This is a genomic window from Chitinophaga niabensis (genome assembly GCF_039545795.1).
GTDB lineage: Bacteria > Bacteroidota > Bacteroidia > Chitinophagales > Chitinophagaceae > Chitinophaga > Chitinophaga niabensis_B.
This window is the reverse complement of record NZ_CP154260.1, coordinates 1,593,113-1,619,857: the sequence shown is the minus strand read 5'-3', so window position 1 is coordinate 1,619,857 and position 26,745 is coordinate 1,593,113. Positions and strand designations below refer to the sequence as shown.

Below are 26,745 nucleotides of genomic sequence, written 5' to 3'. Positions count from 1 at the left end.
GCTCTTATGCGTTTTGGCATCAATACTTTTCTTTTCACTTCGCCATTTACGAATGACAGTATTACGCTGTTCCCCCGTTTCAAAGCATGGGGGTTTGATTCTGTTGAAATTGCGCTGGAAGATCCGGCACATATTAATCCCTCGCTGGTACGGCGGGCGCTTGATGATAACGGACTGGTATGTGGTTCCATATGTGCAGCCATGGGTCCCGGGCGCGATCTGCGGGGGAGTGTTCAGGAACAGGAAACTTCCCTCTCCTATCTCAAAAGCGTGCTGGATGTAATGCCCATACTGGGTTGCGGTATGCTGGCAGGGCCGCTGTATTCTTCTGTAGGAAGAGCCGGCGTTGAAACACCCGATGACTATCAGCAGCAATGGGAACTGGTGGTAAAACATTTGAGCAACCTCTCCATGTATGCCGCTGAAATGGGCCTGCAACTCGCCATTGAACCGTTGAACCGTTATGAAACGGATTTCATCAATACAGCAGAGCAGGCATTGCAGATGATCGATGCAGTTGGCAACGAAGCGCTGTTGCTACACCTGGATACTTATCACATGAATATTGAAGAAAAAGATCCGGTGCAGGTTATTCTGCAGGCAGGGCATCGCCTTGGGCATTTTCATGCATGCGGCAGTGACCGGGGAACGCCGGGTAAGGACCACATAGACTGGCGTATGATCAATGCCGCACTGCAGGTAACCGGGTATACCGGTGATGTGGTGATAGAGTCTTTTACACCGGATGTAAAAGTTATTGCCAAAGCAGCCTCCATCTGGAGGCAGATAGAAAGCTCGCAGGAGGCCATTGCTGTGGAGGGATTGGCCTTTTTGCGGCACAAGATTAACTGAATTTTAACACCCTTTCCACAATTATATAAAAGCCAAAGAAGAGTTGTAGGTTATCTTTGCCCAAAATAACTGCAGCTCAATAGGTGAAAAAAGTATTACTCATACTGCTCATTTGTGTTTATGCTATCTCCACATTTGGAGTAAGTATAAAGGAGTTCCATTGTTGTGGTCAGAAAAAGTTTGTAGGCATTAGCTATCTAACAGTTCTACATAATAAGGTAAACAGTGATTGCTGTGAAACAACTCATCATTTCTATAAAATAACGGATTCCCACCGGGTTGCAAAACATGTTAAAAAGCCGGTGAAGCCATTTACAGATCAAACTGTTCAGCTCCGTCCATTCGGGGTTACGTTTTCTATTCCCCGGCTTTCCAGCAAAACAAATACTACTTACGCTTCTCTTATTCCATTTAAAGCGCCCATTTACACCCGCCATTGCGTTTTCAGGATTTGATTCCCCTCTCTCCTATTTTTTATCCAACATTTACTTCATTAAAAACTACTTCAATCATGAAAACGATTAGAATATTCATGGCTATTGCCATTGCCGTATTATCTGCCCAGGGAGTCAAAGCACAGGATCATAAGCTCAATCTTTTCAACTTCGAGCCAAAGGCACAAAAAGCCACCATTAAAGTATATGGCGAGTGCGGGATGTGTAAAAGACGTATTGAAAAAGCCCTGAAAATTGAAGGGATCAAATCCTCCTATTGGGATGTGGATACCAAATTACTGACGGTAAACTATCACAAAAAGAAAACAGACATTGATAAAATCTCTGCTTTGATCGCTGCTGCAGGGCATGATACCGATAAAGTAAGGGCAAAAGATGAGGTCTACAATGCATTTCCGGATTGTTGCCAATATGAAAGAGCACCTGACAATAGCCCATCAGAGGCAACAAAATAATCAATAAGCACAGCCGGCAAACGCTGGCTGTGCTTTTATAATGCCTTCTGCTGCCGATACTGTGCTGATCCTAATCAATGTAGCGATGCCCTGCATCTATCCAGGCAGTAATTTTATCCCGCTCAACCTGTGGTATCAGGCCGGATGTTGGCATAGGCGATGGAATCCCCTCTACTGCGCGGGCTTTTATTCTTTCCCATTTTAACAGAATATCACATGTTTTACTCCAGTCATGACCTGCCTGGGGATTATTGCCACTATGGCAACTGATACAATATGTTGCCAGCACCTGCTTTACCTTGCTAAACAACGGACCTGCAATTGTGGAAGGAATTACAACTGTATCGGCCTTTTCACAGCCCATACCATTTTTTACTACAATAGTATATTTTCCGGCAACCAATGATTGAAAGTCCGGTGAGTATTGATAAGGGCCATTATTAATACGGTACTGATGATCATTACCGATGGGCTTTATAATCCTGATAGCCCCCACAGGAATGCAGGAATCGGATGGCGTAGTTGAAACTTCAATCCGGATAACATCAGAACAAGATATCTTATTATCATTGTTTTTATTACAACCAATTGTAAACAATACTATCAATGATATGCTAAGCTGTTTCAACAAGGTTTGGCTTAATAGTTTATACTTTTGTCTGTTAATCCATTAATAAAAGCTATCATGGATTTTTTTTCATTGTCATTCAGGGTCAATGAATCAAAAGGCAATGTTTGAGCAGGTAAGTTAATACCAATACCAGCACCTCCCCCTTTGTGATAAAATTCTATTACATCATCAAGGGTTTTGAACACACCATTATGCATATAAGGCCCCGTCTTCTCTGCGTTTCTTACGGTTGTGGTTTTAAATGAAAACATTAGTTCCGGGATATGGTTTATTTGATAGCGCCCGCTATCCGGATCAATTACAGCATTTTCCCAAACTGCCTTTACCGGTACGCCTATGATCTCTGATTCTGATTTTGTATACCAGGGAGGAATATTCCCGTTAAATACCGGGATGAAATGACAGGTGGCGCATTTAGCTTTACCCGCAAATAAATTAAAGCCTCTGATCTGTTCACTGCTTAATGCCCTTTTGTTTCCTCTCATATATTCATCAAAAGAAGAAGAAAAGGGAGCAAGTGATCTCACAAATGCGGCCATTGCATTTCTAACCTCAAACCCACCAATGGAGTCTGTATTAAAAGCCTTCTTAAACATGGGTATATATTCCGGCTCAGCAGCAATCTTCCGGGCAATGGCGGCAGAAGAGAAGTTAAACTCATCGCTGCTTTTCATTACTTCGTGAGCCTGGTCCTCAAGCGAGGGGGATCGCAGGTCATAGAACTGGCTGCTTTGAAAGCCTGCATAGTAAAGCGTGGGCGTATTACGCTGCAAGGATCCGCCATGTACAAAATTCCCTGCTTTTTCCTTACCATCAGTAAAAAACAACTGTGGCTGGTGGCAACTGGCACAACTAATAGTGTTTGATCGGGAAAGCCTGGTATCAAAAAAGAGTTTTTTACCCAGTAAAACCTTTTCAGGATTGCTCTTTGCTATTTCGTACGGAGAATAATAATCAGCATTCAGGCCTTTCCCCTGCATTAATAATGTAAGTGTACCTGTAAAAGGTTTTCTTACAAGACTATCCATTTTCCTGTCAATATCCGGAACCGCATTAGCAAGGATATCACTTAATGGCATTAAATGGGATGTTATAAAATTTAACCGGTCGAAATTGTCAAACTCATTATTTAGCCAGAGATACTGTATGGCATCAGCTACTTTTTTCCGGGTATCCGCATCCGCCTCCCCTGTATATAACAAAGTTATTTTTTCAATTCCCTGTAAGCTATAACCTGATTCCTGCAATGATAATTTGCTTAATGGTGCGTCAAACCCCGTAATACCCATGCAGGCGACCCTGATGAGCTGATGCTGCAGCATCTCTTTAACATGGTTCCCGGTTATAGAGATATATTGCATATTATCTTTTATAAACTTCAGATCTGTCTGCAGGGTCTTTATTTTATCTGATAAAGCAGGTTGCAGACTATCATTGTATCGATCATATAAAAACTGCTCAATTACCTGAAATCCAGCAGGAGGCCACACCACACCATCTTCAGTTTTCACATCCGGTAGTGCCGGGCCGTTAATACGTTTGGTTACTCCCTGGAAATAATATTCAACAACAGCTTCAATTTTTTTATATGTAAACCTGCAATTGGCAAACTGGCCCTGCAATACTGCAACAGGTTTCTTTTGATCCGTCAGAACGTCAAGTTTATCAAGTTCGTCTAAAAGCGTATCCATTTCATTGAAAAAATATTCCTTTACAGCGGCATCTCCTTTTTCAGGCCTGTTATTACAACCACTGATCTGCCATTGTATAAGCAGGAAAACACCCAGCAGGACAATGAGAACCTTTATCTTCATACAGATGATTAATAATATAAAAATCCCCTATCTATTTACAGATAGGGGATTGTTTTTTTCAACATTAAATTTATTTAGGTATTCCTTTCAATATAATGGTTTGGCCGCCACCGGCATATGACTGAACATTTGAAGTGGCTTTACTGGGATTCAAAAATTTATTGCCTTCAACCCAGGTATGGGCGTGTATATTGATGATAAAAGTATTTGGCTCTCCGATAATATCGGAAACATCGAGCATAGCACCGTGTTCCCAGGTAGCAAATCGCTGATCATTAGCAGGATTATATTTCGTACTGCCCAGCGTTTTGTTTTTCATGTCAATCATCTTCTTCTTAGTACCTTTGGCAATATCATACTGCCAGATAAGTGAATTATGGGATGCACCGGGGAAATACGAATCGCCATCCTCCTGTATATAAACATAATTTTGGGTTACACACAGGTTATCCGGATTAATTATCTCATTTCCCGGATTCAGATCACCATCTTCTATGATCTCCAGCTTTCCGATCAGAGGATTACCAGCATCCATCTTAAGACGGTAAATACGTCCCCAATATGTTTTTTCAGGAACACCGCTTATCCCGGTTGCTGTAAAATAAACTTCCCGGCTATTTGCGCCACCACCTTTCCTATAGTCCAGGTCTTCCACACGGGCAAACTGTATGGATTTTAAAGTACCATTTAACGCTTCCATTTCCGGACCGGTAATATTTTTCGCATTGGGCACTTCAATGAATTCCACATCATAAGTATTCCCCTTGCTCATGCTGGTTTCAATCTGGTTCAGGTTGGTTCTGCGTAATGCATATAATTTCCCGTTTTCCAGGTCACCGGGTGTGTTAGACACATACAAATAAACCTGTCCATTGGAATCATCTTCACCTAATATAATTACTGTTTTCCCTGGATAAGCATCTTTAGCCAGCGGAACTGCGTTTTCTCCGCTAAACTTCCCAAGAGCTGGTTTCTTACGTGTGGCATCGCTGGCATTTGCTGCCCCAACCGGATCAATCTCATGCGTCATTGCATTTACATTACTTTCTCCCGTGCTTAAGAATGTATATTTGGGGAAACCATGTTCCTGCGGCGTAGCAAGGGAACCAGAACACAAGCGTGTTGTAGCCCCCTGGGAATTAAGAATATATTCTCCTTTTACAGGATTTAATTTTTTATCGAGATAAACCCTTGAGATAGCCCAGGGATTCTCATGATTTGTAACCATTATATATCCTGATCCATCAGGGTTTTTCAAAAACCCTTGTCCGTCAGGAGTACCGCCATACACAAAATCCTTAAACCCGGGTATGGTATCACTGCTGCTTATAAGGGTATAAGCACTGACATTGGAAAAAGCGGGATCAATAGTAATCAGTAATTCTGCGTTAGAGCGGTTCTTAAATTCCGGACGATCTTCTTTTGGATCAACACCGTTTTTGTCTTTACATGCAAAAATAAATACCAGCGCCAGGGGTAAAAGCTTCTTCATACCAGCTTATAGTTTAAAGGTTAGAAATTCAGATTCAGATCGACCCAATGTCACACAAAGAACATGGTTGATCATTATCGAATTGTTAACATAACAACAACAAATTGTAATAATTGGCGCCGGGAGCCTCCTTTAACCCTTCATCGCGGATATTTTTGAATGGTAATAGTCTGCCAAACCCTGTATCGGATCCTGGATGATCCTGCCGGTAGTCATACCGTAATGCATAGCGGTTTCCTTCAGTATCTCTTCAAAATGAAAGGCGATAGAACCTACGCAATTAAGCGTATAACCTTCATAACCCGGATAGTGGCAAACAAGGGAACGAAAGAAATCATGAAAGGCATCTGCTGCGAGCTGATGTATATATGGATCGTTGAGATGCTGTTTTACAAATTTTGTGAACCCGGCACAAAAACGATTAGCCATCGGATCTTTGTACACACGCTCCATGATGCGCTCCTTTGTTAATCCATAAACAGCCAGGAACTCCTGCCGCAGCGGGAGCGGAAGATATTCACGGCAATAGGCGGTCAGCAATTTCTTCCCGATATAGCTACCGCTCCCTTCATCTCCCAGCATATAACCTAAGGGATCAATGGAGTGGATAACCTGTTTCCCATCATACAGGCAGGTGTTGGTGCCTGTTCCGAGAATAGCTGCAAAACCCGGCTTATTACCTAATAATGCCTGAGCGGCGGCCAGCAGATCACTGCCCACGGTTACCTCCGCATGCTCAAATAATGCACTGAGGCCTTGTATGATCACCGCCTCCGTAGAAGGCTCACAGCCTGCACCATAAAAATGCACTGCTGTTACTTCCGCACGCGGCACTTCCGCAGGCAATGCATTGTGCAGTGATTGATGGATGTAATGACTATCTACGTAGTACGGGTTATATCCTTCCGTGCTGAAATACAACACCTCGTTTTCCGGGTGGATCAGGCACCAGTTGGCTTTGGTAGATCCTCCATCTGCAATCAATATCATGTTTAAGTTCTTGCTGAGAGATGATCTAATGCTTTTCTTACGCTCCCATGAGCCATCAGTAATTCTTTTGCTGCTTCGTAATCCCGGATGTCTGCTTTTATCATCAGCATCTTTACAGCCCTGTCGATGATCTTGTTATTGATCAGCGCAACATTCACCATGCGGTTATCTTCTACTCTGCCGAGTTGTATCATGGTAGTGGTACTGATGATATCGAAGATCATCTTCTGTGCCGTACCACATTTCATACGGGTACTGCCTGTAACAAATTCAGGCCCTGTGATCACTTCTACCGGGAAGTCTGCCTGGGCCGCAATAGGAGAACCCGGATTGCTCACAATACAACCAGTGGCTATTCCATGTTGCCTGCATTGCTTCAAACCTTCCAATACAAAGGGCGTAGTGCCGCTTGCTGAAATACCGATCACAATATCATTCTTACTGATCTGCTGCAGTTGCAATTGTTTCCATCCTTCTTCCGTATCGTCTTCCATTTCTTCCCGTGCTTCTACGAGGTGATCTGTACCTCCCGCCAATACTGAATTCAAAAGCCCCTTTGGGACGCCGTAAGTGGTAGGCATTTCAATTACATCCAGCACTGATAAACGGCCGCCGCTGCCAGCCCCCAGGTAAAACATCCTTCCACCGTGCTGCAATTTCCTTACCACCGCATTGATCAATGCATTCAGATACGGCAAGGCTTTTTCCACCGCCAGCGCTACTAACTGGTCTTCCCGGTTAATATGAGCAGTGATCTCTTCAATGGTCATTTTTTCAAGATGCCTGTACCTGGAAGGCTCTTCTGTTACTTTTAAGATGTTCATGGTTCGAATATTACGTATTTGATCGTTTATTTCGATAAATATAACTGCACAAAAACGCAAATCATAATCTACAATGCAGTTTTTTAGACAGGTAAATACATCATTTTTAATTCTTATTTAGGCTTATTTGATGCTAAATTTTCAGTTATAAAACCATAAAGCATGGTTTTAGTTAATAAAACAGAACTATTGAGAATATAGCCACATCCAACATCTATTCATTTGCGTTTTTATTTGACCTGAACTTCAAAAACGCAAATAAACGCATACCTTCAGGGCCGATATGATGATCAAAGAAGAACGACATAAGCTGATCATGCGGGAAGTGAACCTGCATAACAAGGTATTATCCAACGACCTCAGCGTCCTGCTGGATGTTTCGGAGGACACCGTACGCCGCGACCTGAAGGAGCTGGTGGAGGATGGATATATTATTAAAGTGCATGGCGGGGCCATCAGCAAATCCCTGGCTACACCGTTCATGAAAGACAGCACGGTCTATGCAAAGGACTCCAAGCAGGTGATCGCAGAAAAAACATTATCCCTGATCAAAAAAGATATGGTGATACTTACTGAAGGTGGCACTACCATGCTTGAGTTTGCGAAGATCATCCCGGATCACCTGACGGTAACCTTCTTTACCATCAGCCCGCAAGTGGCCATTACATTATCTGAAAAGAGCAACCTGGAGGTGATCACCATAGGAGGCAAACTTTGTAAGAACGCAAACCTGCATACCGGTTCCAGCGTGATCAACCAGCTGGCCGAGATCAAAGCAGACCTTTGCCTGCTGGGCGCCAATGGATTTTCTTCTGAAGAGGGGCTAACGGATGTAGACTGGGAAATTGTGCAGGTAAAAAAAGCCATTATCCGTTCTGCCCGTAAAACGGCGGTGCTCTGCATCAGTGAGAAACTGAACAGCAGCCGGAGGCTGAGGATCTGCGACCTTAACCAGGTGGATTACCTGGTAACGGAGCTTTCATATGACCATCCGATGATGGCGGCGTACAGTAAAGAAGGATTAACCGTTTTATAAATGCCAAAAGCCCCACGCGAACGAGGAGCTTTTCTATTCGTAAGTTTAAAAGATTCTATTCCGCTCTCAGGCTTTTCACCGGATTACCCAACGCTGCTCTTATGGATTGGTAACTTACCGTGAGCAATGCTATCAATACAGACAAAGCACCTGCTAATGCAAACACCCACCATTCAATACCCACCCGGTATGAATAATTCTGCAGCCATTTATCCATCCCCCACCATGCAAGTGGTGTAGCTATTAAAAGTGAAATGAGCACCAGTTTCACAAAGTCTTTTGATAACAAGGTGGTGATGCCGGTTACGGATGCACCCAGTATTTTTCTAATGCCGATCTCTTTGACCCTGTTCTCTGCCATATAGGTAGCCAGGCCAAATAAACCAAGGCATGAAATAAATATAGTGAGGCCGGCAAATAAAGCAGCGAGTGTACCCTGCAGCTTCTCCCGCTCAAAATTCTTCGCATAGGCCTGGTCTACAAACTTTATATCAAAGGGATATTCAGGATTATATTTTCTAAAAATAGCTTCTGCCCTGCCCAGGTTTTTATCCGTAGCATTACCTCCGTTTAGTTTTATCTGCATCACCTGGAAGGTCATGAAGCGGCTCTTAGCTCCACATATCAACAAAGGGTTTATTGGTTCGTAAGGATTGGTCAATATAAAATCTTTCACCACTCCTACAATGTGCCAGTCGATACCAAGGTCTCCTACTACTTTTCCGATCGGATCTTTAAACTTCATCACTTTCAGGGCGGATTCATTGATAATAAGCCCTGTTGAATCTGTCGGGAACTTTTTCAGATCAAAATCACGGCCCTGTACAAACTGCAGGCCAACGGTATTCCCCAGATCTTCATCAGACAAAAACCGGTCAAAAGATGTTTTATCATTAGGGTCCTTACCTTCCCAACTCTGCCCCCATCCATCGCTCCATCTGTCAGTGATCGGAGAATTGGTTCTGGTGATCGATCTTGCAATACCGGATGAGATCAATTCATTTTTTATCAGTTCGAAGTTCTTAGGTATATCGCCCGTCATGAAATGATAAACGAGATGATCTTTGTTATACCCTATTTTCCGGTCGCGGGCATAGTCTATCTGCTGCTTTACGATAATAGTACAAATGATGAGCACAATCGCAAATGTGAACTGCAACACCACTAACACCTTTCTGGGCGTTACGAGTGCGTTTGCTTTTTTAAATGTGCCTTTCAATACTTTAACCGGTTGGAAAGAGGAAAGGAAGAAGGCAGGATAACTGCCGGCCAGCAGACCAGTGAACAGGATAAAGCCCACAAATGCTATCCAGGTATAGATATTGCCATAGTTGATGAAAAGTGCTTTATCAGTAAGCTTATTGTAGGCAGGCAGGGATACCTGCACAATAAGGAGCGCTATGATACCTGCCAGTAAGGCAAGAAAAACAGATTCTCCTATAAACTGGCTGATCAGTGAGCTTTTCTGTGCCCCTATTGATTTTCGTATGCCTACTTCCTTTGCCCGTTTCTCACTTCTTGCTGTACTGAGATTCATAAAATTGATACATGCGATCAATAATATGAAGCCAGCAATGATGGCAAATAGTTTTACAAATCCAATACGGCCATTGTTATCCTCTTCTCCATTGGTAAAACTTGAATATAAATGCCAGCGTTTGAGCGGATAAATGAGATACTCCCATTTCAACTCTTTCGCTTCACCGCCATCATACCTTTGCTTCAGGTCTTTGATTTTAGCAGACACAGTAGCAAAGCTTGCATTTGGCCTCAGTATTACATAAGTAGGCGTACTGTTATCAGACCAGCCCAGGTCCTGCCCCTCGCCGTATTTTTTATATGCCATGGGCAACAGGTATTCAAAATCGAACCTTGAATTAGACGGCGGATCTTTTACAATACCCGTAACCGTAAAATTATCCCGGTTCTCCAGTTTTACTATCTTACCCAATGCCTCTTCATTACCGAATAAAGCCTTAGCAGTACTTTCCGTCAGTACCAGTGAATGCACCTCGTTCAGCGCAGTAGAAGGATCACCTTCCAGCATAGGGAAGCTGAACATCTGCAAAAAACCGGTATCCACCATTTGGCCCGACTTCACTATTTTTTTATCTCCTACCGAAAGCAATCCCTCATACGACACCACCCTTACTGCGCGCTCCACTTCAGGTATGTCCTTTTCCAGTGCAGGGCCTAATGGTGAGGGTACGGAATTCCATAAGGAAAGCTTACCATCAAATGGTACGCGGTTCCATACCTCGTAGATCCTGTCCTTATTTTCATGAAACTCATCATAGCTCAGCTCGTCCTGGATCCACAGGAGGATAAGGATAGCTGCAGACATACCAATAGCCAGTCCTGTAATATTGATCACGGAAAAGCCTTTGTTGCGCAGAAGGTTACGGTAAGCGACTTTGAAGAAGTTTTTAATCATGGCATACCGTGGTGTACAAACAGGATGCCGGACAGGCAAAAGGTTGATTTACAGCGGAGTTATTATTTTACCTTGTCCGCTTTCGACACAAAAACTGTCCGGTTTTGATACATTTCCTATTATTCGGTATGCCTCAGAATTAATTCTGCAGCGGACTGATCTGCCACGCTTGTATCTATTTCCAGATCCGCATCTTCTCTGAGCAATGGTTCTATCACCTGTTTCAGCCGAAGCACACGTTCTGCTTCTTCCGGCGATTGGCCATAAGCGTTGCCTTGCCTTTGGCTAAGGCGCTGAACGATTACCGCATCTGGTGCCGTAAGCAGTATGATATGATCAAAATAAGGGTAAAACTTAGCCATATTACTCGCGCAACCGCTTACAAAAAGTGGCTCCTTATGCTGCAGGAGTTCCAGCACACGGGGTTCATTCCATACCCAGTCTTTGCCTGGTTTTACCTCATCGTCATCTCCGGTTGCATCCACCCATACTGAAAAGGCTTCCGTATCCAGGTCTATTGCTTTATGGCCACGAGAGACCAGATCTCTTATTACGGTACTCTTTCCAGTAGCGGACATTCCGGTGATAAGGGTAATCTTCATTACCGTAAATATACTGGATGAGGCCGAAGAATTGCGGAATCAGGCCGGCGCAAGGCCGTTACAAGGCCGATTGAGGCCGTCACGAGGCCGTTACAAGGCCGATCAAGGCCGTCACGAGGCCGTTTAAGGCCATTACAAGGCCAATACAAGGCCGCAAAAGGCCATCTAGAAACCTAAAAAGGGGGGCGCCTCAAGAGAAAGATCATACTTTTGAGAGGGCTTCCGCTGATTTAATGCTTTTTCCCATTGGCGTCTTTTTTACCGGCCGGGGAACAGCAGTTTGCGCCTTCTTCCTTCTACCCCACCAGATGTAAAACCCGGTAACGGGTAGCGAAGCGCAGAATAATGCGATGAAGGTAGCTAACAGCTTAGTGGGCCATCCATAAATACTGCCTACGTGAATGGGATAGTTACTGTTACGCCATTTGGCACCCAGTGTTTTCTGATCGTGCGTGATGGTGTGGTATAATTCCCCTGTTTTAGGATGATAATAGTAGTTATCCCATTCATTCCAACCTGAACGGCCGGAGGTATATTTTACATTCATTGAGATGGCACGATCCTCTTTCCTTAGGATAGAAACACCCATGTTTTCCCATCCTGGAACACGTTTGGCTGCATCCGCCAGCACAAGATCCAGCACATTGTTCACATTATTTTCTGCGGGTGCAGGCACCGGAGGTTTCGGAAATACTTTTTTGGGATCATTGCCCAACATGCGGTAAACACTGTCTTCCCACCAATCGAAAGTCCATACCAGGCCGGTGAGGGCAAAGATGATAATGAAAAAGAAACTGTAGATACCGCCGATGTTATGCAGGTCGTAGTTTTTCCTTTTCCAGCGGGTAGTGTCTTTCCAGCGGAACCATACGCGTTGTTTTAATGCAGCCTTGTTCTTTGGCCACCATAACACAATACCCGTCACTACCATGATGAGGATGATCAGCGTGGCAAAACCAACTATGTAATGGCCTACATCATAATTGATCAGCAGGCACTGATGCAGCATACGTATACTGAAGATCCAGTCGTACCGCATATCAATGGCGCCCAGTACTTCGCCGGTATATTGATCAACATAGATCCGGCTGTATGCATCCATCCCCGAGGCCCAGGTCCAGCCTTTTTTTACTGCCGGTTTATAGTTGATGAAGCTGAAAGCTTTTGCGGGATCACTATCTACGTTCATGAAGGTGAGCGTACTGTCCGCAAAGGCCAGCGTTCTGGCTTTTGCGATAATCGTATCCATTGGTAAACGCTCCCTGCCTACTGACTTAACAAATATCTTATCGTGGTGATACCATTCATTCAGTTCCTGCTCCCATACGAATACTGCGGCGGCCAGCAAACTTATTAAAACCACCAGACCGGCGGTGAGGCCGAGCCAGAGATGCAATTTTCCTGATATTTTCTTAAATGTCATTTACAAAGTATAATAGATGGTCGCCTGAATGTTACGTGGTGCGCCCGGGAACAGACGGTTATAATCGTATCCACCGATCCAGTGTGTTTTGTCTAAAATATTGTTGATGTTAACAGCGAGCTGGATCTTATCGAAATGATAATACAGCGCTGCGTTCGCTACCGCATAACCCGGCAGCTCCAGTATTTCAGAGAACGTTCTCCGCTGGGTCACAAAACTACCACCGGCAGCAGCACCCAAACCTTTCAACTGACCATTCCGGAAAGCGTATTTCACCCAGAGGCCGCCTTGCTGGCGCGGAGCATTCTCCTTCAGCCTGCCTGCCATTTTGGGATCAGCGGAGCGTGTAATTACGGTTTCGCTGAAAGTATAGTTTGCGCTGATGGAGAGATTATCCAGTATGCGGCCGTTAACGTCTACTTCTACACCACGGCCACGCTCTTGCCCCCGTTGCTCGAGGCGTTCAGGATTATTGGGGTCGTTGGCATTTACCAGTACATTGTTTTGTTCGAGATGATACAAGGCCACGGTAGCTCCCAGCTTCCTGTTCAGGAAATCTCCCTTTGCACCCACTTCATACATGCGGCTGGTAAGGGGGTCGAAGGGGCCACCTACGTTGGGATTGACCATGGTTGAAGAGGTCTGCGGCATGAATCCCTGCACGTATATTCCATATACATTGATATCGGGTGTAAGGTTATACACGAGGCCGATACGGGGGATGAAAGAATTTTGTTCTACCTGTTTCTCCGCAGGTTTGGAATAGTTGAACTTATCTTTATAGAATTCTTTTCTCAGCCCAATGAGCAGGGAGAATTTGTTCCACCTGATGTTATCCTGCAGGTAGATGCCATGCGCCATATTCCTTGCAGGGGCTGTAGCCGTACTGGTAGTGATATAACCGGAAGTGGTGGCAATGGAATAGTCCGGATTCAGCAGGTTAAAGTGCGGCACATTGGGTACCGGGTTACCATTTGCATCCAGTATGAAATTCTCTTTATTCGCTTTAACATAGTTGCCAACTGTGCCATTCTTCAGGCGGTAACCCTCCTTTGAGGTTTCACTGGAACCACCTACGGGAACGGAAAACTGATTGAAGTCGTACCCCACCAGCAGGTGATGCTCTAATGCGCCTGTGCTGAAGCGGCTCACGAAATAGGCCGTCATATTATCGTTGTATTTCTTCGATAACCTGCGGATGGTCATCATCTGCATAAGGGTAGGAATTTGCCTTCCGGCACTGTCCACCGCATAACCATTGGAGGTGCGGTGCTCCATCAGGTTCTCATTCCACTGATATTTCAGGTAGGAAACGTTGAATGAAAAGTTCTGTGAAAACTGATGGCTCAATGATATGTTGGCTGAAACGTTCTTTTCTTTCAGGAAGTCGTTTGCCTTGCCGATGGTGAAAGAGATGGGGGTAGAATTTAGTTGTGTTCCCGCTTCTGCGCCGAAGATCGGTTGGCCACGGTATAGTTTGCCATTGGACATGGAATACACCAGGTCCAGGTTCACCCTTGTTTTGTTGGTGGGCGCAAATGAGAGGGATGGACTGATCACGAGATTTTCAGTGCCCATATTGGTTTTGAATGTTTCACTGTTCTCGTAGCCGAGGTTCAGGCGGTACAATACTGTTTTCTCTTCATTCAGCGGGCCTGTAAGGTCAATGGTGCCGCGGTATGTCTGGAAACTGCCAACAGAGAAGCCAAAAACCTTTCTGTTTACATCCAGGGGCTTTTTGGTGACGCTGTTGATGGTACCGCCGGGATCTGTGTTACCGAACAGTGCGGCAGCGGGGCCTTTGATAACTTCTACACGCTCGATGTTCACCAGTAGCGGCATACTCCAGAAACCGGTCACTGTTCTGAGGCCGTTGAGTAACTGGGTGGTGCTGCGGAAACCTCTGAGTGTGAAGTCGTCATAACCGGAGAACTGGTTAACTCCGCTGACATTTTTCACGATATCTCCCATGCGGAAAGCCTGTTGGTCCTGCATCAGTTCTTTGGTAACGGTAGAGATGGCCTGGGGCACATCTTTTACTGCCATTTCAATCTTTGTGGCAGAAAAGGAGCGTTCGTTTTTGTAGGAGTTGTCCTTACGGCCCGTTACTTCTACAGTCTGGAGCTGGCGGGTGGTGTCCCGGCTGGCTTTGAGGCTGTCGCTTTTCGTTTGGGCGAAAGAGATGGCAGGTGATATTATTAAAAAGAATTGAAGTAGCTGTTTACACATATGGTTGGGACCTTTTTGCAAAGGTAGCGCTGACGGGAAACGGGGGTTTACCATATCGGGAAAAAGAGCGGCCGGAATTTGCGGTATCGGGAATATTTTCTTCCAACATGGCCATAGGTCAGTCAGGCAGTTTATGATTTAATCCTCTCTTTTCCTGATAACATTTTATCCCATGCAATAATACAGCAGCCTTTCAGGATATAATTGCAAACGTTTGCACTATATTTATATAAGACCCGCCTGTTTTGACCCGACCGCATAAATGATGTGTTGTTATTCCTCTTTTCTTTACCATAAAACCAATATGCGATGAACTTCCACAACGTTATGAAAACCGCTTCCAAATGGGGAGCAGCTATGCTCGTGCTATTAACGGGCCTTACTTCACAGGCACAGGTAACCCTCAAAGCAGATGGCCCTGGCAATACCTACCAATTGATCGAATCAAAAGGATTTGGCATAGAATCACCTGATTGCCGGCACACTTCTTTCGGACCGCACGTAACAGAGATCTTTGATAATACCCTGGGCCGGAACGTATTTGTTTTTCACAGCCATCCTGTTGAGGACGATGACCGTTGCACGAACGAGGACCGTACCCGCATGGAAATAAAAGGCGGCAGCGGCTCTCCGGCAGACATGCAGCACACACAAGGGCAAACCGCCTATTACCGCTGGAAATTCAAACTTGATGCAGGGTTTATTCCTTCCAGCCGGTTCACCCACATTTTCCAGATCAAAGCCATTGAAGGAGACGCTGGTGCTCCGCTGATCACCATCACTCCGCGGGCAGGCAATCCACAAAAGATGCAGATCATTCACAGCACCGGCAGTGAAAGCGGCGGATTGGGTACGGTAGCCGAGGTAAACCTCGCGCCCTTTAAAGGAGCATGGGTAGAAGCCTACGTGAAATACAAAAGCAGCGAAGGCAGCGCGGGCACTTTTGAGATCACTTTAAAAAGACTGAGTGATGGCGTTACCCTGCTTTCTTACACGAATAACAGTCTTGATATGTGGCGTACCGGCGCAGACTACAACCGCGGCAAATGGGGTGTATACCGGGGCAAGGACCCAGTACTCCGCAGCGAGCAGGTTCTGTTCAACGACTTCTGTATAACAGAAAGCAGTGCAAGCCTCTGCCCCAGCGACATAGGCGGCGTAAATCAACCGCCGGCCGTATCCATTACAGCCCCTGCCAATGGCGCTTCTTTTGCTGCCCCGGCTAACATCACCATTAACGCCAATGCTACGGATGCAGATGGCAGCATCAGCAAGGTAGAATTCTTTAATGGTGGAACGAAACTGGGAGAAGCGCTGAGCAGCCCGTTTACTTTTGCCTGGAATAATGTACCGGCAGGTACCTATAGCCTCACTGCCAAAGCTACCGATAACCAAAGTGCTACCACCACATCTACAGCGGTAGGCATCACCGTCACAGGCACACCTGCATGCATTCCCGTTACAGCCAGTGCCGATGATGGAAACGTACCGGCCAATGTGCTGGACAATAACCTTGCTACCCGATGGTCCGCCAGCGGCGATGGACAATGGATACAGTTATGTTTATCCGATACCCAAACAGTTAACGGTGTACAGATCGCATTTTACAAAGGAGATATCCGTACCTCCAGCTTTGATGTGCACACCGGGCTGGACGGTGTTAACTGGACTACCGCCGCTACCAACCTTGTTAGCAGTGGCACCAGCCTGAACCTGCAATCATTTCCATTCTCTGCCCGGGCAGCAAGGTATGTGCGCATTACAGGCCATGGCAACAGCCAGGACCTCTGGAACAGTTATACAGAAGTAAAGGCCAGTACGGCATCCTCTTCCATCGTATTAAACCCTACACAGGATGCTTATGTGCGGGATGGTTCCAATGCCGGTATTACACATGGCACTACAGATCCTACTCTGCTGATCACCAAGGTATCGCCGGCCGGCCAACTGAACAATGCACGGGAAACATACCTGACCTTTAATCTCTCTTCAGCAGGCAGCAATATTACTTCTGCAGTATTGAAGGTATATGGCAAGATAGATGGCACCACCACACCCAGTGTACCGGTAGCTGTATACGCCGTTGCAAATACTACATGGACGGAATCTGCTATTACCTGGAATAACAAACCTGCTTCCGGCACTACCGCATTGGCCACTCAAACAGTAACGAATGCTGCGAACACTTATTACAACTGGGATATCACCACATATGTACAAAGCGAACTTACGGCTGGCCGTACTACTATTTCCCTGGCATTGAAAAGTTTGCAGGCACATGATCCGCGTATATTCTTCAATTCAAAAGAAGCAGCTGCCAATCCGCCACAGTTGGAAATAAATACTGCAGCTCCATTGGCGGGGTTAATAAGTGCTAAAACGGAGTCTCCTGATATACTCCCGGCTCCGTTTACGATTGATTATGCGCCGAATCCATTCAAAGATAATTGCAGGATCACGGTGTTCCTGAAAAACGCGGGGCAAACAAGGCTTACTGTATTTGATATGCAAGGCCGGCCGGTGGCCGTGTTGCTGAATGGATTTTTACTGGCCGGGCAACATAACGCGGTCTTCAAAGGAGAAACAGTACCGGCTGGTTTGTACTCTGTGCAGTTACAACAAAATGGGAAAGCAGTGACGAAGAAACTGGTGAAGCAATAAACCTGCCTTTCCTATAAAAAAATGGGACAGGTCTTCTATCCAAAGATCTGTCCCTATATTTAGTCCGCTACGTTGGAAATCACCCCCCACTGTCCCCGGATCAACGCCTCATCAGCATCTACCACCGCCTCCACACGAATGCTCAGGATCTGGCAAGCCAAAGTATAAAGCGGAATATGCGATGCCCCCGCCACCAGGTATACCGGCATATTAGCCGGCACCTCTTTCAGTTCTGCACCTATAAGTAACCCGCTTAAATAAAAACTGTTATAAGCAGGTGGTATTTTTTTAAGCAACTGGTTAGTCCGCACCATAAAAGCAGCATGCAGCAAATTCCCTGCCCACCCGGCTTGCAACCCTAATTTAAAACAGTCACGGCAGGCGGGATCATCCAACATTCCATCGCTGTTGACCGATGCAGCCAGGATGCTATGTGTAGATAAAAGATCAAAGAACTCTCCCGTCATATAAGTTTTAAAACGAACTACCTCCCCTCCTTTCACTACCAGGTGTTTATTATGCGTACCCGGCATCAGTAACAATGCGGTATCCGGCAAGGAGGCTGCACAACCCACTACTTTCGTTTCTTCACCCCGCATCACATCATTCTCACTGCAGGCACCGGAGATGATAATAAACCGGCCGGACCTATGTACCGTCAGATCACTTCCACTCAGGCTGAAGGGCAATTCCTTATAAGGAAGCTCTACCATCCCTATGCTGGAAGATGCCATGCCGGACAATACCACCGGAATTTCTTCCAGCGAAATACCCGTTCTTTCAGCCAACACATCAATCTGCCGGTTAATGATCGCAGCAAAAAATTCCTCACGTGGTAAAGATGCCTGCTGCCATTGCTGGTATGTACCTGCAATACCGGTACCCGATCTTTCTTCCGCAATTATTTTGAGATCTTCCACCAGCCGCAGCCGGAAGGAACTGGTGCCCCAGTCACAGCTTAAAAAATATTTCATTCTTCGCCTGTTTTTATACGTTCCACATTCCCCACCAGGAAAATGTACGAGCATGCACCCATTAGTCCCATCACCGCAACAAATACCAATGCCGGCGCAAAGCTGCCACCGCTTGCCAGGAAGCCTATTACGACAGGCACAATAATACCGGCCAGCTGGCCAATGAAGTTAAACACGCCGCCTGTAAGATTGATAAGATGTTTAGGCGCCAGCGTTGATACAAAGATCCAGGTAATGGAAGCAAAACCCACTCCAAAAAAGGAAACAGACATAAAAAGGATGATGAACGCAGGTTCATTTACGTAGTTGGCACCCAATATAAAAGCAGATACCAGCAAGCCTATGATAATAGGCCGTTTGCGCGCTTTTGCCGGAGATACCCCTTTCTTCACCAGGTAATCAGATAAAAAGCCGGAGCATAAAATACCTGTGAATGCTGCGAGATAAGGAATCGAGGCCCAATAACCTGATTTAATGAAATCCAGGCCACGATAATCCACAAGGTATTTCGGGAACCAGGTGAGGAAGAACCAGAGTGTGGAGTTCACGGCAAACTGGCCGATATAGATCCCCCAGAGCTTGCGGTAAGAGAGCACAGCTTTAAGGTCCGACCAGCGGAAGGCGTTTTTCTTTTCGGCCGCTGCCTGCTGCTTGTCCAGCAGACCACCGCCGCTTTCAATATGTTCCAGCTCCGCTGCGTTAACCGCCTTGTGTTTGAGCGGATCGCGGTAGAAGATATACCATATAATACCCCAGATAATACCGATGAGACCTGTTACCACAAACAGTCCTTTCCAGCCTACTTCCAGCTGGATCTTCGATAACACCGGCATCAAAAATGCCAGGCCCAGGAACTGGCCGGAGGTATAGACCGCAATAGCAGAAGCCCGCTCATTATCCGGGAACCAGTTGCTCACTACGCGGTTGTTGATGGGAAATGCGGGTGCTTCAAATACGCCGGTGGCCATACGAAGACCGAATAACGTGGCAAAACCCTTTGCAAATCCCTGCATCACCGTTGTCAGCGACCAGGCAATGAGGCTAAAAGCATACAGGATACGCGGGCTGAAACGGTTCACCAGGATACCGCCGGGGATCTGAAAGAGCAGGTACGTCCAGCTGAAGGCGGAGAAGATCAGGCCCAGTTGTACCGGTGTGAATCCAAATTCCTTGTCTATTTCAGAAGCGGCTACGGCCAGGTTACTTCTGTCCATGTAGTTGATCACAACGTTCACAAATATCAGGAACAGTACCTGGAAGCGGATTTTTGTAGGTTTCATGTTTAGGTTCGATCTGTGTTTACCATTCCGCTACACTGCCGTCCGTATGACGCCACACAGGGTTGCGCCAGTTGTGGCCTTCTTCGGCCATTTTTCTTACATGCGCTTCGTTGATCTCTATACCGAGACCGGGTTTGGAAGGAATATCCACATAACCATCACTGTATTGGAATACCGTTTTGTCTGTGAGGTAGTCAAGCAGATCGCTGCCTTTATTATAGTGAATACCGAGACTTTGCTCCTGTATAAAAGCATTGTGACAGGTAGCATCCACCTGCAGGCAGGCCGCCAGTGCAATGGGACCCAGCGGGCAATGCGGCGCTGCAGCTACATCAAATGCCTCTGCCATGGAAATGATCTTTTTACATTCGGTGATACCACCCGCGTGGGAAACATCCGGTTGAATGATATCTGCGTATCCCTCTTTCAGCAATGTTTTGAACTGCCATTTGGAGAACATGCGTTCACCGGTGGCGATAGGGATGGCTACGTGCTGTGCTATTTCTCTTAAGTCTTCGTTGTTTTCAGGGAGTACAGGTTCTTCAATGAACATGGGCCGGAAAGGCTCCAGTTCTTTGGCGAGTATTTTGGCCATGGGTTTGTGTACCCGGCCGTGAAAGTCTATGCCAATGCCCATTCCGGGGCCACCGGCTTCGCGTACGGCGGCGATGCGCGCAATGGCGGCATCTATTTTTTCGTAACTGTCTACATACTGCAGTTCTTCCGTGGCATTCATCTTTACAGCCAGGAAACCCTGTTCTTTCATTTTACGGGCGGCCTCTCCTACTTCTGCGGGGCGATCTCCCCCGATCCAGGAGTAGACTTTCATTTTTTCCCGCGCTTTGCCACCGAGTAACTGGTGAATGGGTGCGTTGTAATATTTTCCTTTGATGTCCCACAACGCCTGGTCGATGCCCGCGATGGCACTCATAAGGATAGGGCCACCACGGTAGAAGCCCGCGCGGTACATTACGTTCCAGTGGTCTTCGATATGCATGGGATCCTTGCCTACCAGGTATTCCATCAGTTCGTCCACCGCGGTTTTAACGGTGGCCGCTTTTCCTTCGATCACGGGTTCTCCCCAGCCGGTGATACCTTCGTCCGTTTCTATTTTCAGGAACAGCCAGCGTGGTGGTACCTGGAACAGTTCGTAGCTTTTTATCTTCATAATGTAGTTTTTTAGGATTGAAGAGCGCGGATGAACTGCCGCGACTTTTCTGTCAGCTGCTGCAGATACTCCGGCGTAACCGCAGTTTTGGCATTCACCAGTGAACTGCCAATACCAAAGCCGGCGGCTCCGGCTTTCTGGAAATCTTTGATATTCTCGGGTGTGATACCGCCTGTGGGTAACAGGTGCATCTTCGGCAGTGGTGCTGAGATGTCTTTGATGTAAGCGGCGGAAGTAGCGGGGAATACCTTGATCATGTCTGCCCCTTGTTTGTAGGCAGCATAAATTTCAGTAGCCGTGTAGGCGCCCGGGATACTCACTACCCCCAGTTCCCTGGCCGTTTTGATCACTTCCGGCTCCAGGATCGGAGAAAGGATGAAACGTGCCCCGGCTGCTGCGGCCTCCTTAGCTGTTGCGGCATCCAGTACTGTGCCGGCGCCTATGATCATTTTATCCCCCATTCTGGCGGAGACTTCTTTGATAACCGCCAGTGGCTCAATGGAGTTCATGGTTACCTCCAATAAACGGATACCGCCTGCATACATGGCTTCTGCGATGGGCAGCACATCCTGGGGTTGTACGCCGCGGATAATGGCAATGATCTTGTGCTCAAGTATTTGTGATAGTGTGGACATGGAATTTGTGCGTATAATTGAATATGGGTAAGATAGAAATAAATAAGTGTATTTTCAACCTTTCCTATAATCCCTTGTTACTGAAAAATCAAAGATGAAAACAAACACAGCAGAATATGATATAAACGGACTTAAAATTGATTGGGGCAAACCTCTCAATGAAGTTCGTTCAATACTTAGTGCGTTTGAAAAATTCCAACCGTATGGAGGTTGGTCTAACATAAGATGTAAATGCACAGAGATCTTCGGGTTACCAACAACAGAAGCTGAAGTAAGAGCACCCTTTGAAAGCCAGCCTGTTTTACAGGTTATATACAGTATAGCCCCAATAGATCATAGTTTTTTTGAAAAACTTCACTCCCCATATCTGAAGCAGTTAGAAAAAGTCCTCGGAAAGGCTGTTAAATCCGAAAGTAAATATAATCAGCGCGGAGTGAAAAAAGAATATTTATATAGCGTAGTTGTATTTAGTGCAACATGGTTGTTTGACGATATTAGGATCAGTTTATCTGTTTTTGGAGCAACAAGGGATAAGGAAAGCGGGCCTTGTGCTGCGGGGATCTACGTAGATTGGATCAATGAAATAAAAGCAGCCAGTCCTTTCAGAGAAAAAACTGAACAATTCGAAAATACACTATCGGCATATATTAAGGATAATATCATTGTTGATAAATTCAAACTTGCTAATAAACAAAACCCATTCAGAATTGTACATTATGAATTAGAAGACCCTTATATAGCGGAAAAGGACCATCAGCTTAGAGTTTCTCAGATGGCATTATACAAAAGAGAACTATTTCAAACCCCTAAAATAATTCGGAACAAATTATATGAAGACGATATAGGGCTTTATTGGATTCCGGAATTAAATAAACTATTCATATCAAACAAATGGGATACAATTTATATTAGTGCAACGGAGGATGAACACAAGCGATTGGTATTTTTGGAAGTTCTACCTGCCAGAGGCGGTGGGAGACGAGAATTGATTCTAAAGGACCTCAAGATCTATGACACTAAAACCAGTGATACACTCATTCATTTAGTGCAAAAAATAGAAATTGAAACTGGACTTAATATCTCAAAAGAAGAAGCATATGATGATTAAAAGAGGCTATTAAAATATATAAGAAAAGATGGATAGGAAAAGGTATGAAATATTAGAAGCACTGCCTGTTTATGGCCCAATGTATATAGCCGTATCCGATAACGAAGAAGAATTCTCTTCACAGGGTTTTGCCATTCGTTTCTACCGAATGGATGAAACCAGTTGGGTCGCAAACTTTAAGCCAGGATGGTCCGGATTAAATGAAGTTCATGAGTTTGCCGGCCTTCCCGATCTTCTGATAATTGCAGGCGGAATGTGTTACATCATGAATCCGGAAGAAGCAAAACCTGTTGCTGTTTTTGGTCTTTATTATAAAGGTTCCTTAAAAATCCCTGATGGGCGGTTGGTTTTATACGATCTGACAAGAATAACCGTTGTTGAAGCTAATTGTCAATATTGGGATTCTGAAAGGATCTCATGGGATGGAATAAAAGAGATAAAGTTGGAAAGTAACCTTGTAAAAGGGCTTGCATATGACCCAACGGATAATGAAGATGAATGGAAAACATTTATTTTAGATCTCGATACCCGAAAGGTAACAGGTGGTAGTTACCTCCTGCGATGAATTGAGAAGAATTAAATGTAGGGAAAAATATCCCCATACGGGATTATATTCACCAACAGATAATTGATAATCAGTAAATTAAAGTTTTGCAAGATTTTTGTGCCTTGTACATCAACCGTTACCTTTACAAAAGTAAGAACAACATTCATGAGCACATCCACCGTCATCATAGGAACAGGCAGTTACATACCCGATGTTATTAAAAATAACAGTGAGTTCGCCATTAATAACTTTTATACTAACACACAGGAGCCTATTCCAAATGCTGCCGGAGAGATCATTGAGAAATTTGAAAAGATCACCGGTATTGCCGCGCGGCGCTATGCAGGAGAAGACATGAACGCCTCCGAAATGGCCTGCCTGGCTGCCAAAGCTGCCATCGCAGATGCCGGCATAGACCCTGAAACGCTTGACTATATTATCCTGGCACATAATTTCGGGAACGTTGTCAAACATACGATACAGACAGACGCAGTTCCATCACTTGCTTCCCGCGTGAAACATGCCCTGGGTATCCATAATCCTTCCTGTATACCTTATGATATCCTGTTCGGATGCCCCGGCTGGGTGCAGGGCCTGATACAGGCGCATATTTATTTCGCAGCAGGTGTTGCCAAACGTTGCCTGGTGATAGGCACTGAAACCTTAAGCCGTGTTATTGATGTATACGACAGGGATAGTATGATCTTTAGTGATGGCGCAGGTGCCTGTGTTGTAGAAGCAAGAGAAAACAGCAAAGCCGGCATCCTGGGCAGCAGCGTTCAATCCTATGCTGTTGACGAACTGGAATACATCAATATGGAAAAGGCCAACTATCCCGGTTCAGATGCCCGTATACGGTATATTAAAATGCAGGGCAGGAAAGTATATGAGTTTGCACTCACGCATGTACCGCTGGCCATTAAGGATTGCCTTGATAAAGCCGCCGTGCCCTTGAGTGAGGTGAGTAAGATCTTCATTCACCAGGCCAATGAAAAAATGGACGAAGCAATTGTTAAGAGGCTTTATTCCCTCTATGATCAGCCGGTTCTCCCGGAAAATATCATGCCGATGAATATACGCGAACTGGGCAACAGTTCCGTTGCCACCGTACCAACACTGTTTGATATGGTAAAAAGAGGCGCTTTCCCTCAGCACCAGCTATCAGCGGGTGATGTGGTGGTTTTTGCCTCTGTGGGTGCGGGTATGAATATTAATGCTGTGTGTTACAGGATATAACATCACACATGTATATATTTCTTACGGGCCGCTTTCCAAAACAACATAGCTGATACAACAAACAGCATAGCAAAGAACACATGCAACCCAAACACTGCTGCTACACCATTATCAAAAGCAGGTGTTCCGATGATCAGCGCAATGGCGGGCACAAGCAGCACAGCGAACGCAGTCGCAAGCAACGCGCGGGACATTCCCTGCGGTTCTAAATGTGCAATAGCGGCACCGGTACATCCAACCAGCAATACGCCAAAATACATCATGTTAGCGGGGTTATCTCCCAGGATACCTCCCACTGCGGCGTTCATCCAAACAAGGAGTAGCGCTGCTGCGAGTGCAACAACTACGGCAAACCGGTATGCTTTATTACTCAGCCTTTTCTCTGCCAGTAATCTGTAGGTGAGGCCGGCACCCACCAACAGAAGAACAAAGGCCAGGATAAAAGAACCCGGCTTCCATTGCCAGATAGCAAGTAATGTCAGTACCAGTGGTATAAGCAATATAAGTCCTGCAATGCGGATGATGTTTTTCATATTTATTTATCTTTTGTGAAAACTCTCTGACCACCGCCACGTTTAATGATCATCTGTTTTTGCGCAACATCAAATTCAACAACGATGGCTCCCTGGATCTGAAATTTATCCTGTGCTATTGCTTCGAGTGGAGCAGGAGATTGTTCGCTGGGTGGTTGAATGAAAAGTATGGAGCCTTGCCTGCTGATCGTAAATTTCATAGGAGCGCCGGCGATTGAATAAGTACCTACATATTGGTCCAAAACTTCTGCGCTAACGGCGATAGGTTCAAAAGATGGTATCTGAAATGGCTTATCGTAGTAGATATCTATCACACCACTGACAATATCTTTTACAGGAGTAACCTTCGCATTCGTAGTGTAAGCCACTGCCAGTTTTTCCTCCGGCAGGTAAGCCAGCCATGCGCCATAGTTATCCACTCCGCCGGTATGGCCATAGAAAGTTTTGCCTGCAAATGAGAATGGTTCCATTCCCATGCCCTCTCCTTCACTCATCGTTTTCATCTGACCGAGGCTTTCCTTTGATATTATCTTTCCTTCGAACAGTGCCAGGATGAATTTGTTCAGGTCATTCGGTGTTGACATAATGGCACCGGCGCTGAAGAGCATACTTGGATGGGTTTCAGGCATCTGTTTCCATCCGCTTAAGTACATATAGGAAAGTGCTTCTTTTTTGTTCACATCAATGTTGCCAATGGCCATGTAAGTATCTTTCAGCCCTATCCTTCCGGTGATCCTTTTTTCGAGGTTTTCCGCATAGGGTTTCCCGGTTACCTTTTCAAGGATAAGACCTAAAACAAGATAACCGGCATTGCTGTAGCCATGTTTTGTGCCCGGTTCAAAATCAGGTTTACCATTAGTGATCAACGTGAGCATTTCATCTTTCGTTATCGGAAGAGTATTCACGTTATCCTGGGGAGTCTGCGTACGCTTTGCATTAGTGATACCGCTGCGGTGCCCAAGGATCTGTGCCATCGTTATTTTTCCGGCGTTCGGGATCTGTGGGAAGAATTTATCAAGCGTGTCCGTCAACTGCAGTTTCCCCTCTTCTATCAGTTGAAAGATCATTGCAGTGGTGAACATCTTTGTGATCGAACCTATGCGGAACCGGTTTTCCACCGTCAGGGGTTTTACATTGACCTGGCCGTAGCCGATGCTGCGGGTATATAACACCTTGCCGTCTTTGGCGATACTGATGTTTCCCATCGCTTTATTCTTTTCGGCCAGGCGGTCAAAATACTGGTCGAGTTTGGCTTTCTGAGGTAGCTGTGCTAAAGCAGCATTACTTAATATCAGGAAGAAAAGGATCTTTTTCATAATACTAAGCTAGTAAAAGTACTTTGAACTTCAAAGCACTTTAATAAAAA

The 26,745-nt window shown here is 45.5% G+C and carries 22 protein-coding genes; 7 read left to right on the top strand and 15 right to left on the bottom strand.

What is annotated here, in order from left to right:
* The first annotated feature begins 6 nt into the window (after nt 1–6).
* Both AAHN97_RS06765 and AAHN97_RS06760 read left to right on the top strand, forming a co-directional pair.
* Nucleotides 7–852 carry a sugar phosphate isomerase/epimerase family protein gene (locus AAHN97_RS06765; RefSeq protein WP_343306799.1) on the top strand — a complete coding sequence of 282 codons (846 nt, stop codon included), beginning with the start codon at nt 7–9 and terminating at the stop codon, nt 850–852.
* Between the two features lie 511 nt (nt 853–1,363).
* The gene (locus tag AAHN97_RS06760; RefSeq protein WP_343306798.1) at nt 1,364–1,762 is read left to right on the top strand and encodes a heavy-metal-associated domain-containing protein; all 399 of its coding nucleotides are present in this window, start codon (nt 1,364–1,366) and stop codon (nt 1,760–1,762) included.
* 70 nt (nt 1,763–1,832) lie between these two features.
* Here the strand turns inward: AAHN97_RS06760 and AAHN97_RS06755 are convergent, their stop codons facing one another.
* From AAHN97_RS06755 to AAHN97_RS06735, 5 genes are all read right to left on the bottom strand, one after another.
* The gene (locus AAHN97_RS06755) at nt 1,833–2,393 is read right to left on the bottom strand and encodes a hypothetical protein (protein WP_343306797.1); all 561 of its coding nucleotides are present in this window, start codon (nt 2,391–2,393) and stop codon (nt 1,833–1,835) included.
* 8 nt (nt 2,394–2,401) lie between these two features.
* Complete coding sequence (locus AAHN97_RS06750; RefSeq protein ID WP_343306796.1) at nt 2,402–4,207, bottom strand: cytochrome-c peroxidase; 1,806 nt, start codon at nt 4,205–4,207, stop codon at nt 2,402–2,404.
* A 70-nt stretch (nt 4,208–4,277) separates the two neighbouring features.
* A complete protein-coding gene (locus AAHN97_RS06745; protein ID WP_343306795.1) occupies nt 4,278–5,699 on the bottom strand; it encodes an alkaline phosphatase PhoX in 1,422 nt (473 codons plus the stop codon).
* 132 nt (nt 5,700–5,831) lie between these two features.
* A complete protein-coding gene (locus tag AAHN97_RS06740) occupies nt 5,832–6,689 on the bottom strand; it encodes an N-acetylglucosamine kinase (protein WP_343306794.1) in 858 nt (285 codons plus the stop codon).
* A 2-nt stretch (nt 6,690–6,691) separates the two neighbouring features.
* Entirely contained in the window at nt 6,692–7,513 is an 822-nt protein-coding gene (locus AAHN97_RS06735; RefSeq protein WP_343306793.1) for an N-acetylmuramic acid 6-phosphate etherase, read from the bottom strand.
* A 283-nt stretch (nt 7,514–7,796) separates the two neighbouring features.
* Between AAHN97_RS06735 and AAHN97_RS06730 the strand changes: the two genes are divergently transcribed.
* On the top strand, nt 7,797–8,549 hold the full coding sequence (locus tag AAHN97_RS06730) for a DeoR/GlpR family DNA-binding transcription regulator (protein WP_343306792.1): 753 nt from the start codon (nt 7,797–7,799) through the stop codon (nt 8,547–8,549).
* Between the two features lie 55 nt (nt 8,550–8,604).
* Here the strand turns inward: AAHN97_RS06730 and AAHN97_RS06725 are convergent, their stop codons facing one another.
* The 4 genes from AAHN97_RS06725 to AAHN97_RS06710 all read right to left on the bottom strand — a co-directional run bounded on the left by AAHN97_RS06725 (nt 8,605) and on the right by AAHN97_RS06710 (nt 15,237).
* Complete coding sequence (locus AAHN97_RS06725; RefSeq protein ID WP_343306791.1) at nt 8,605–10,983, bottom strand: ABC transporter permease; 2,379 nt, start codon at nt 10,981–10,983, stop codon at nt 8,605–8,607.
* 119 nt (nt 10,984–11,102) lie between these two features.
* The gene (locus AAHN97_RS06720) at nt 11,103–11,585 is read right to left on the bottom strand and encodes an AAA family ATPase (protein ID WP_343306790.1); all 483 of its coding nucleotides are present in this window, start codon (nt 11,583–11,585) and stop codon (nt 11,103–11,105) included.
* 202 nt (nt 11,586–11,787) lie between these two features.
* Entirely contained in the window at nt 11,788–13,008 is a 1,221-nt protein-coding gene (locus AAHN97_RS06715) for a PepSY-associated TM helix domain-containing protein (RefSeq protein WP_343306789.1), read from the bottom strand.
* Nucleotides 13,009–15,237 (bottom strand): TonB-dependent siderophore receptor, encoded by a 2,229-nt coding sequence (locus tag AAHN97_RS06710; protein WP_343306788.1) that lies wholly within the window; start codon nt 15,235–15,237, stop codon nt 13,009–13,011.
* A 309-nt stretch (nt 15,238–15,546) separates the two neighbouring features.
* Between AAHN97_RS06710 and AAHN97_RS06705 the strand changes: the two genes are divergently transcribed.
* Complete coding sequence (locus AAHN97_RS06705) at nt 15,547–17,898, top strand: DUF7594 domain-containing protein (protein WP_343306787.1); 2,352 nt, start codon at nt 15,547–15,549, stop codon at nt 17,896–17,898.
* Nucleotides 17,899–17,957: 59 nt separating this feature from the next.
* On the opposite strand, the gene AAHN97_RS06700 is transcribed toward AAHN97_RS06705, so the two are convergent.
* The 4 genes from AAHN97_RS06700 to AAHN97_RS06685 are packed head-to-tail and all read right to left on the bottom strand — an operon-like array spanning nt 17,958 to nt 21,955.
* Nucleotides 17,958–18,872: a 2-dehydro-3-deoxygalactonokinase gene (locus AAHN97_RS06700; protein WP_343306786.1), complete on the bottom strand. Its 915-nt coding sequence runs from the start codon at nt 18,870–18,872 to the stop codon at nt 17,958–17,960.
* Entirely contained in the window at nt 18,869–20,152 is a 1,284-nt protein-coding gene (locus tag AAHN97_RS06695) for an MFS transporter (protein WP_343306785.1), read from the bottom strand. Before AAHN97_RS06695 ends, AAHN97_RS06700 begins: the two co-directional genes overlap by 4 nt.
* A gap of 19 nt (nt 20,153–20,171) precedes the next feature.
* A complete protein-coding gene (dgoD, locus tag AAHN97_RS06690) occupies nt 20,172–21,320 on the bottom strand; it encodes a galactonate dehydratase (RefSeq protein WP_343306784.1) in 1,149 nt (382 codons plus the stop codon).
* Between the two features lie 11 nt (nt 21,321–21,331).
* Nucleotides 21,332–21,955, bottom strand: a complete 624-nt coding sequence (locus tag AAHN97_RS06685) for a bifunctional 4-hydroxy-2-oxoglutarate aldolase/2-dehydro-3-deoxy-phosphogluconate aldolase (RefSeq protein ID WP_343306783.1) — start codon at nt 21,953–21,955, stop codon at nt 21,332–21,334.
* Nucleotides 21,956–22,049: 94 nt separating this feature from the next.
* Here AAHN97_RS06685 and AAHN97_RS06680 point away from each other — a divergent pair, with 94 nt between their 5' ends.
* From AAHN97_RS06680 to AAHN97_RS06670, 3 genes are all read left to right on the top strand, one after another.
* Nucleotides 22,050–23,063, top strand: a complete 1,014-nt coding sequence (locus tag AAHN97_RS06680) for a hypothetical protein (protein ID WP_343306782.1) — start codon at nt 22,050–22,052, stop codon at nt 23,061–23,063.
* 28 nt (nt 23,064–23,091) lie between these two features.
* Nucleotides 23,092–23,628, top strand: coding sequence for a hypothetical protein (locus tag AAHN97_RS06675; protein ID WP_343306781.1), 537 nt, complete (start codon nt 23,092–23,094; stop codon nt 23,626–23,628).
* Nucleotides 23,629–23,775: 147 nt separating this feature from the next.
* The gene (locus AAHN97_RS06670) at nt 23,776–24,846 is read left to right on the top strand and encodes a 3-oxoacyl-ACP synthase III family protein (RefSeq protein ID WP_343306780.1); all 1,071 of its coding nucleotides are present in this window, start codon (nt 23,776–23,778) and stop codon (nt 24,844–24,846) included.
* 2 nt (nt 24,847–24,848) lie between these two features.
* Here AAHN97_RS06670 and AAHN97_RS06665 read toward each other — a convergent pair whose 3' ends face one another.
* Nucleotides 24,849–25,379 (bottom strand): hypothetical protein, encoded by a 531-nt coding sequence (locus AAHN97_RS06665; RefSeq protein ID WP_343306779.1) that lies wholly within the window; start codon nt 25,377–25,379, stop codon nt 24,849–24,851.
* 2 nt (nt 25,380–25,381) lie between these two features.
* Nucleotides 25,382–26,695 carry a serine hydrolase domain-containing protein gene (locus tag AAHN97_RS06660; RefSeq protein WP_343306778.1) on the bottom strand — a complete coding sequence of 438 codons (1,314 nt, stop codon included), beginning with the start codon at nt 26,693–26,695 and terminating at the stop codon, nt 25,382–25,384.
* Between the last annotated feature and the right edge of the window lie 50 nt (nt 26,696–26,745).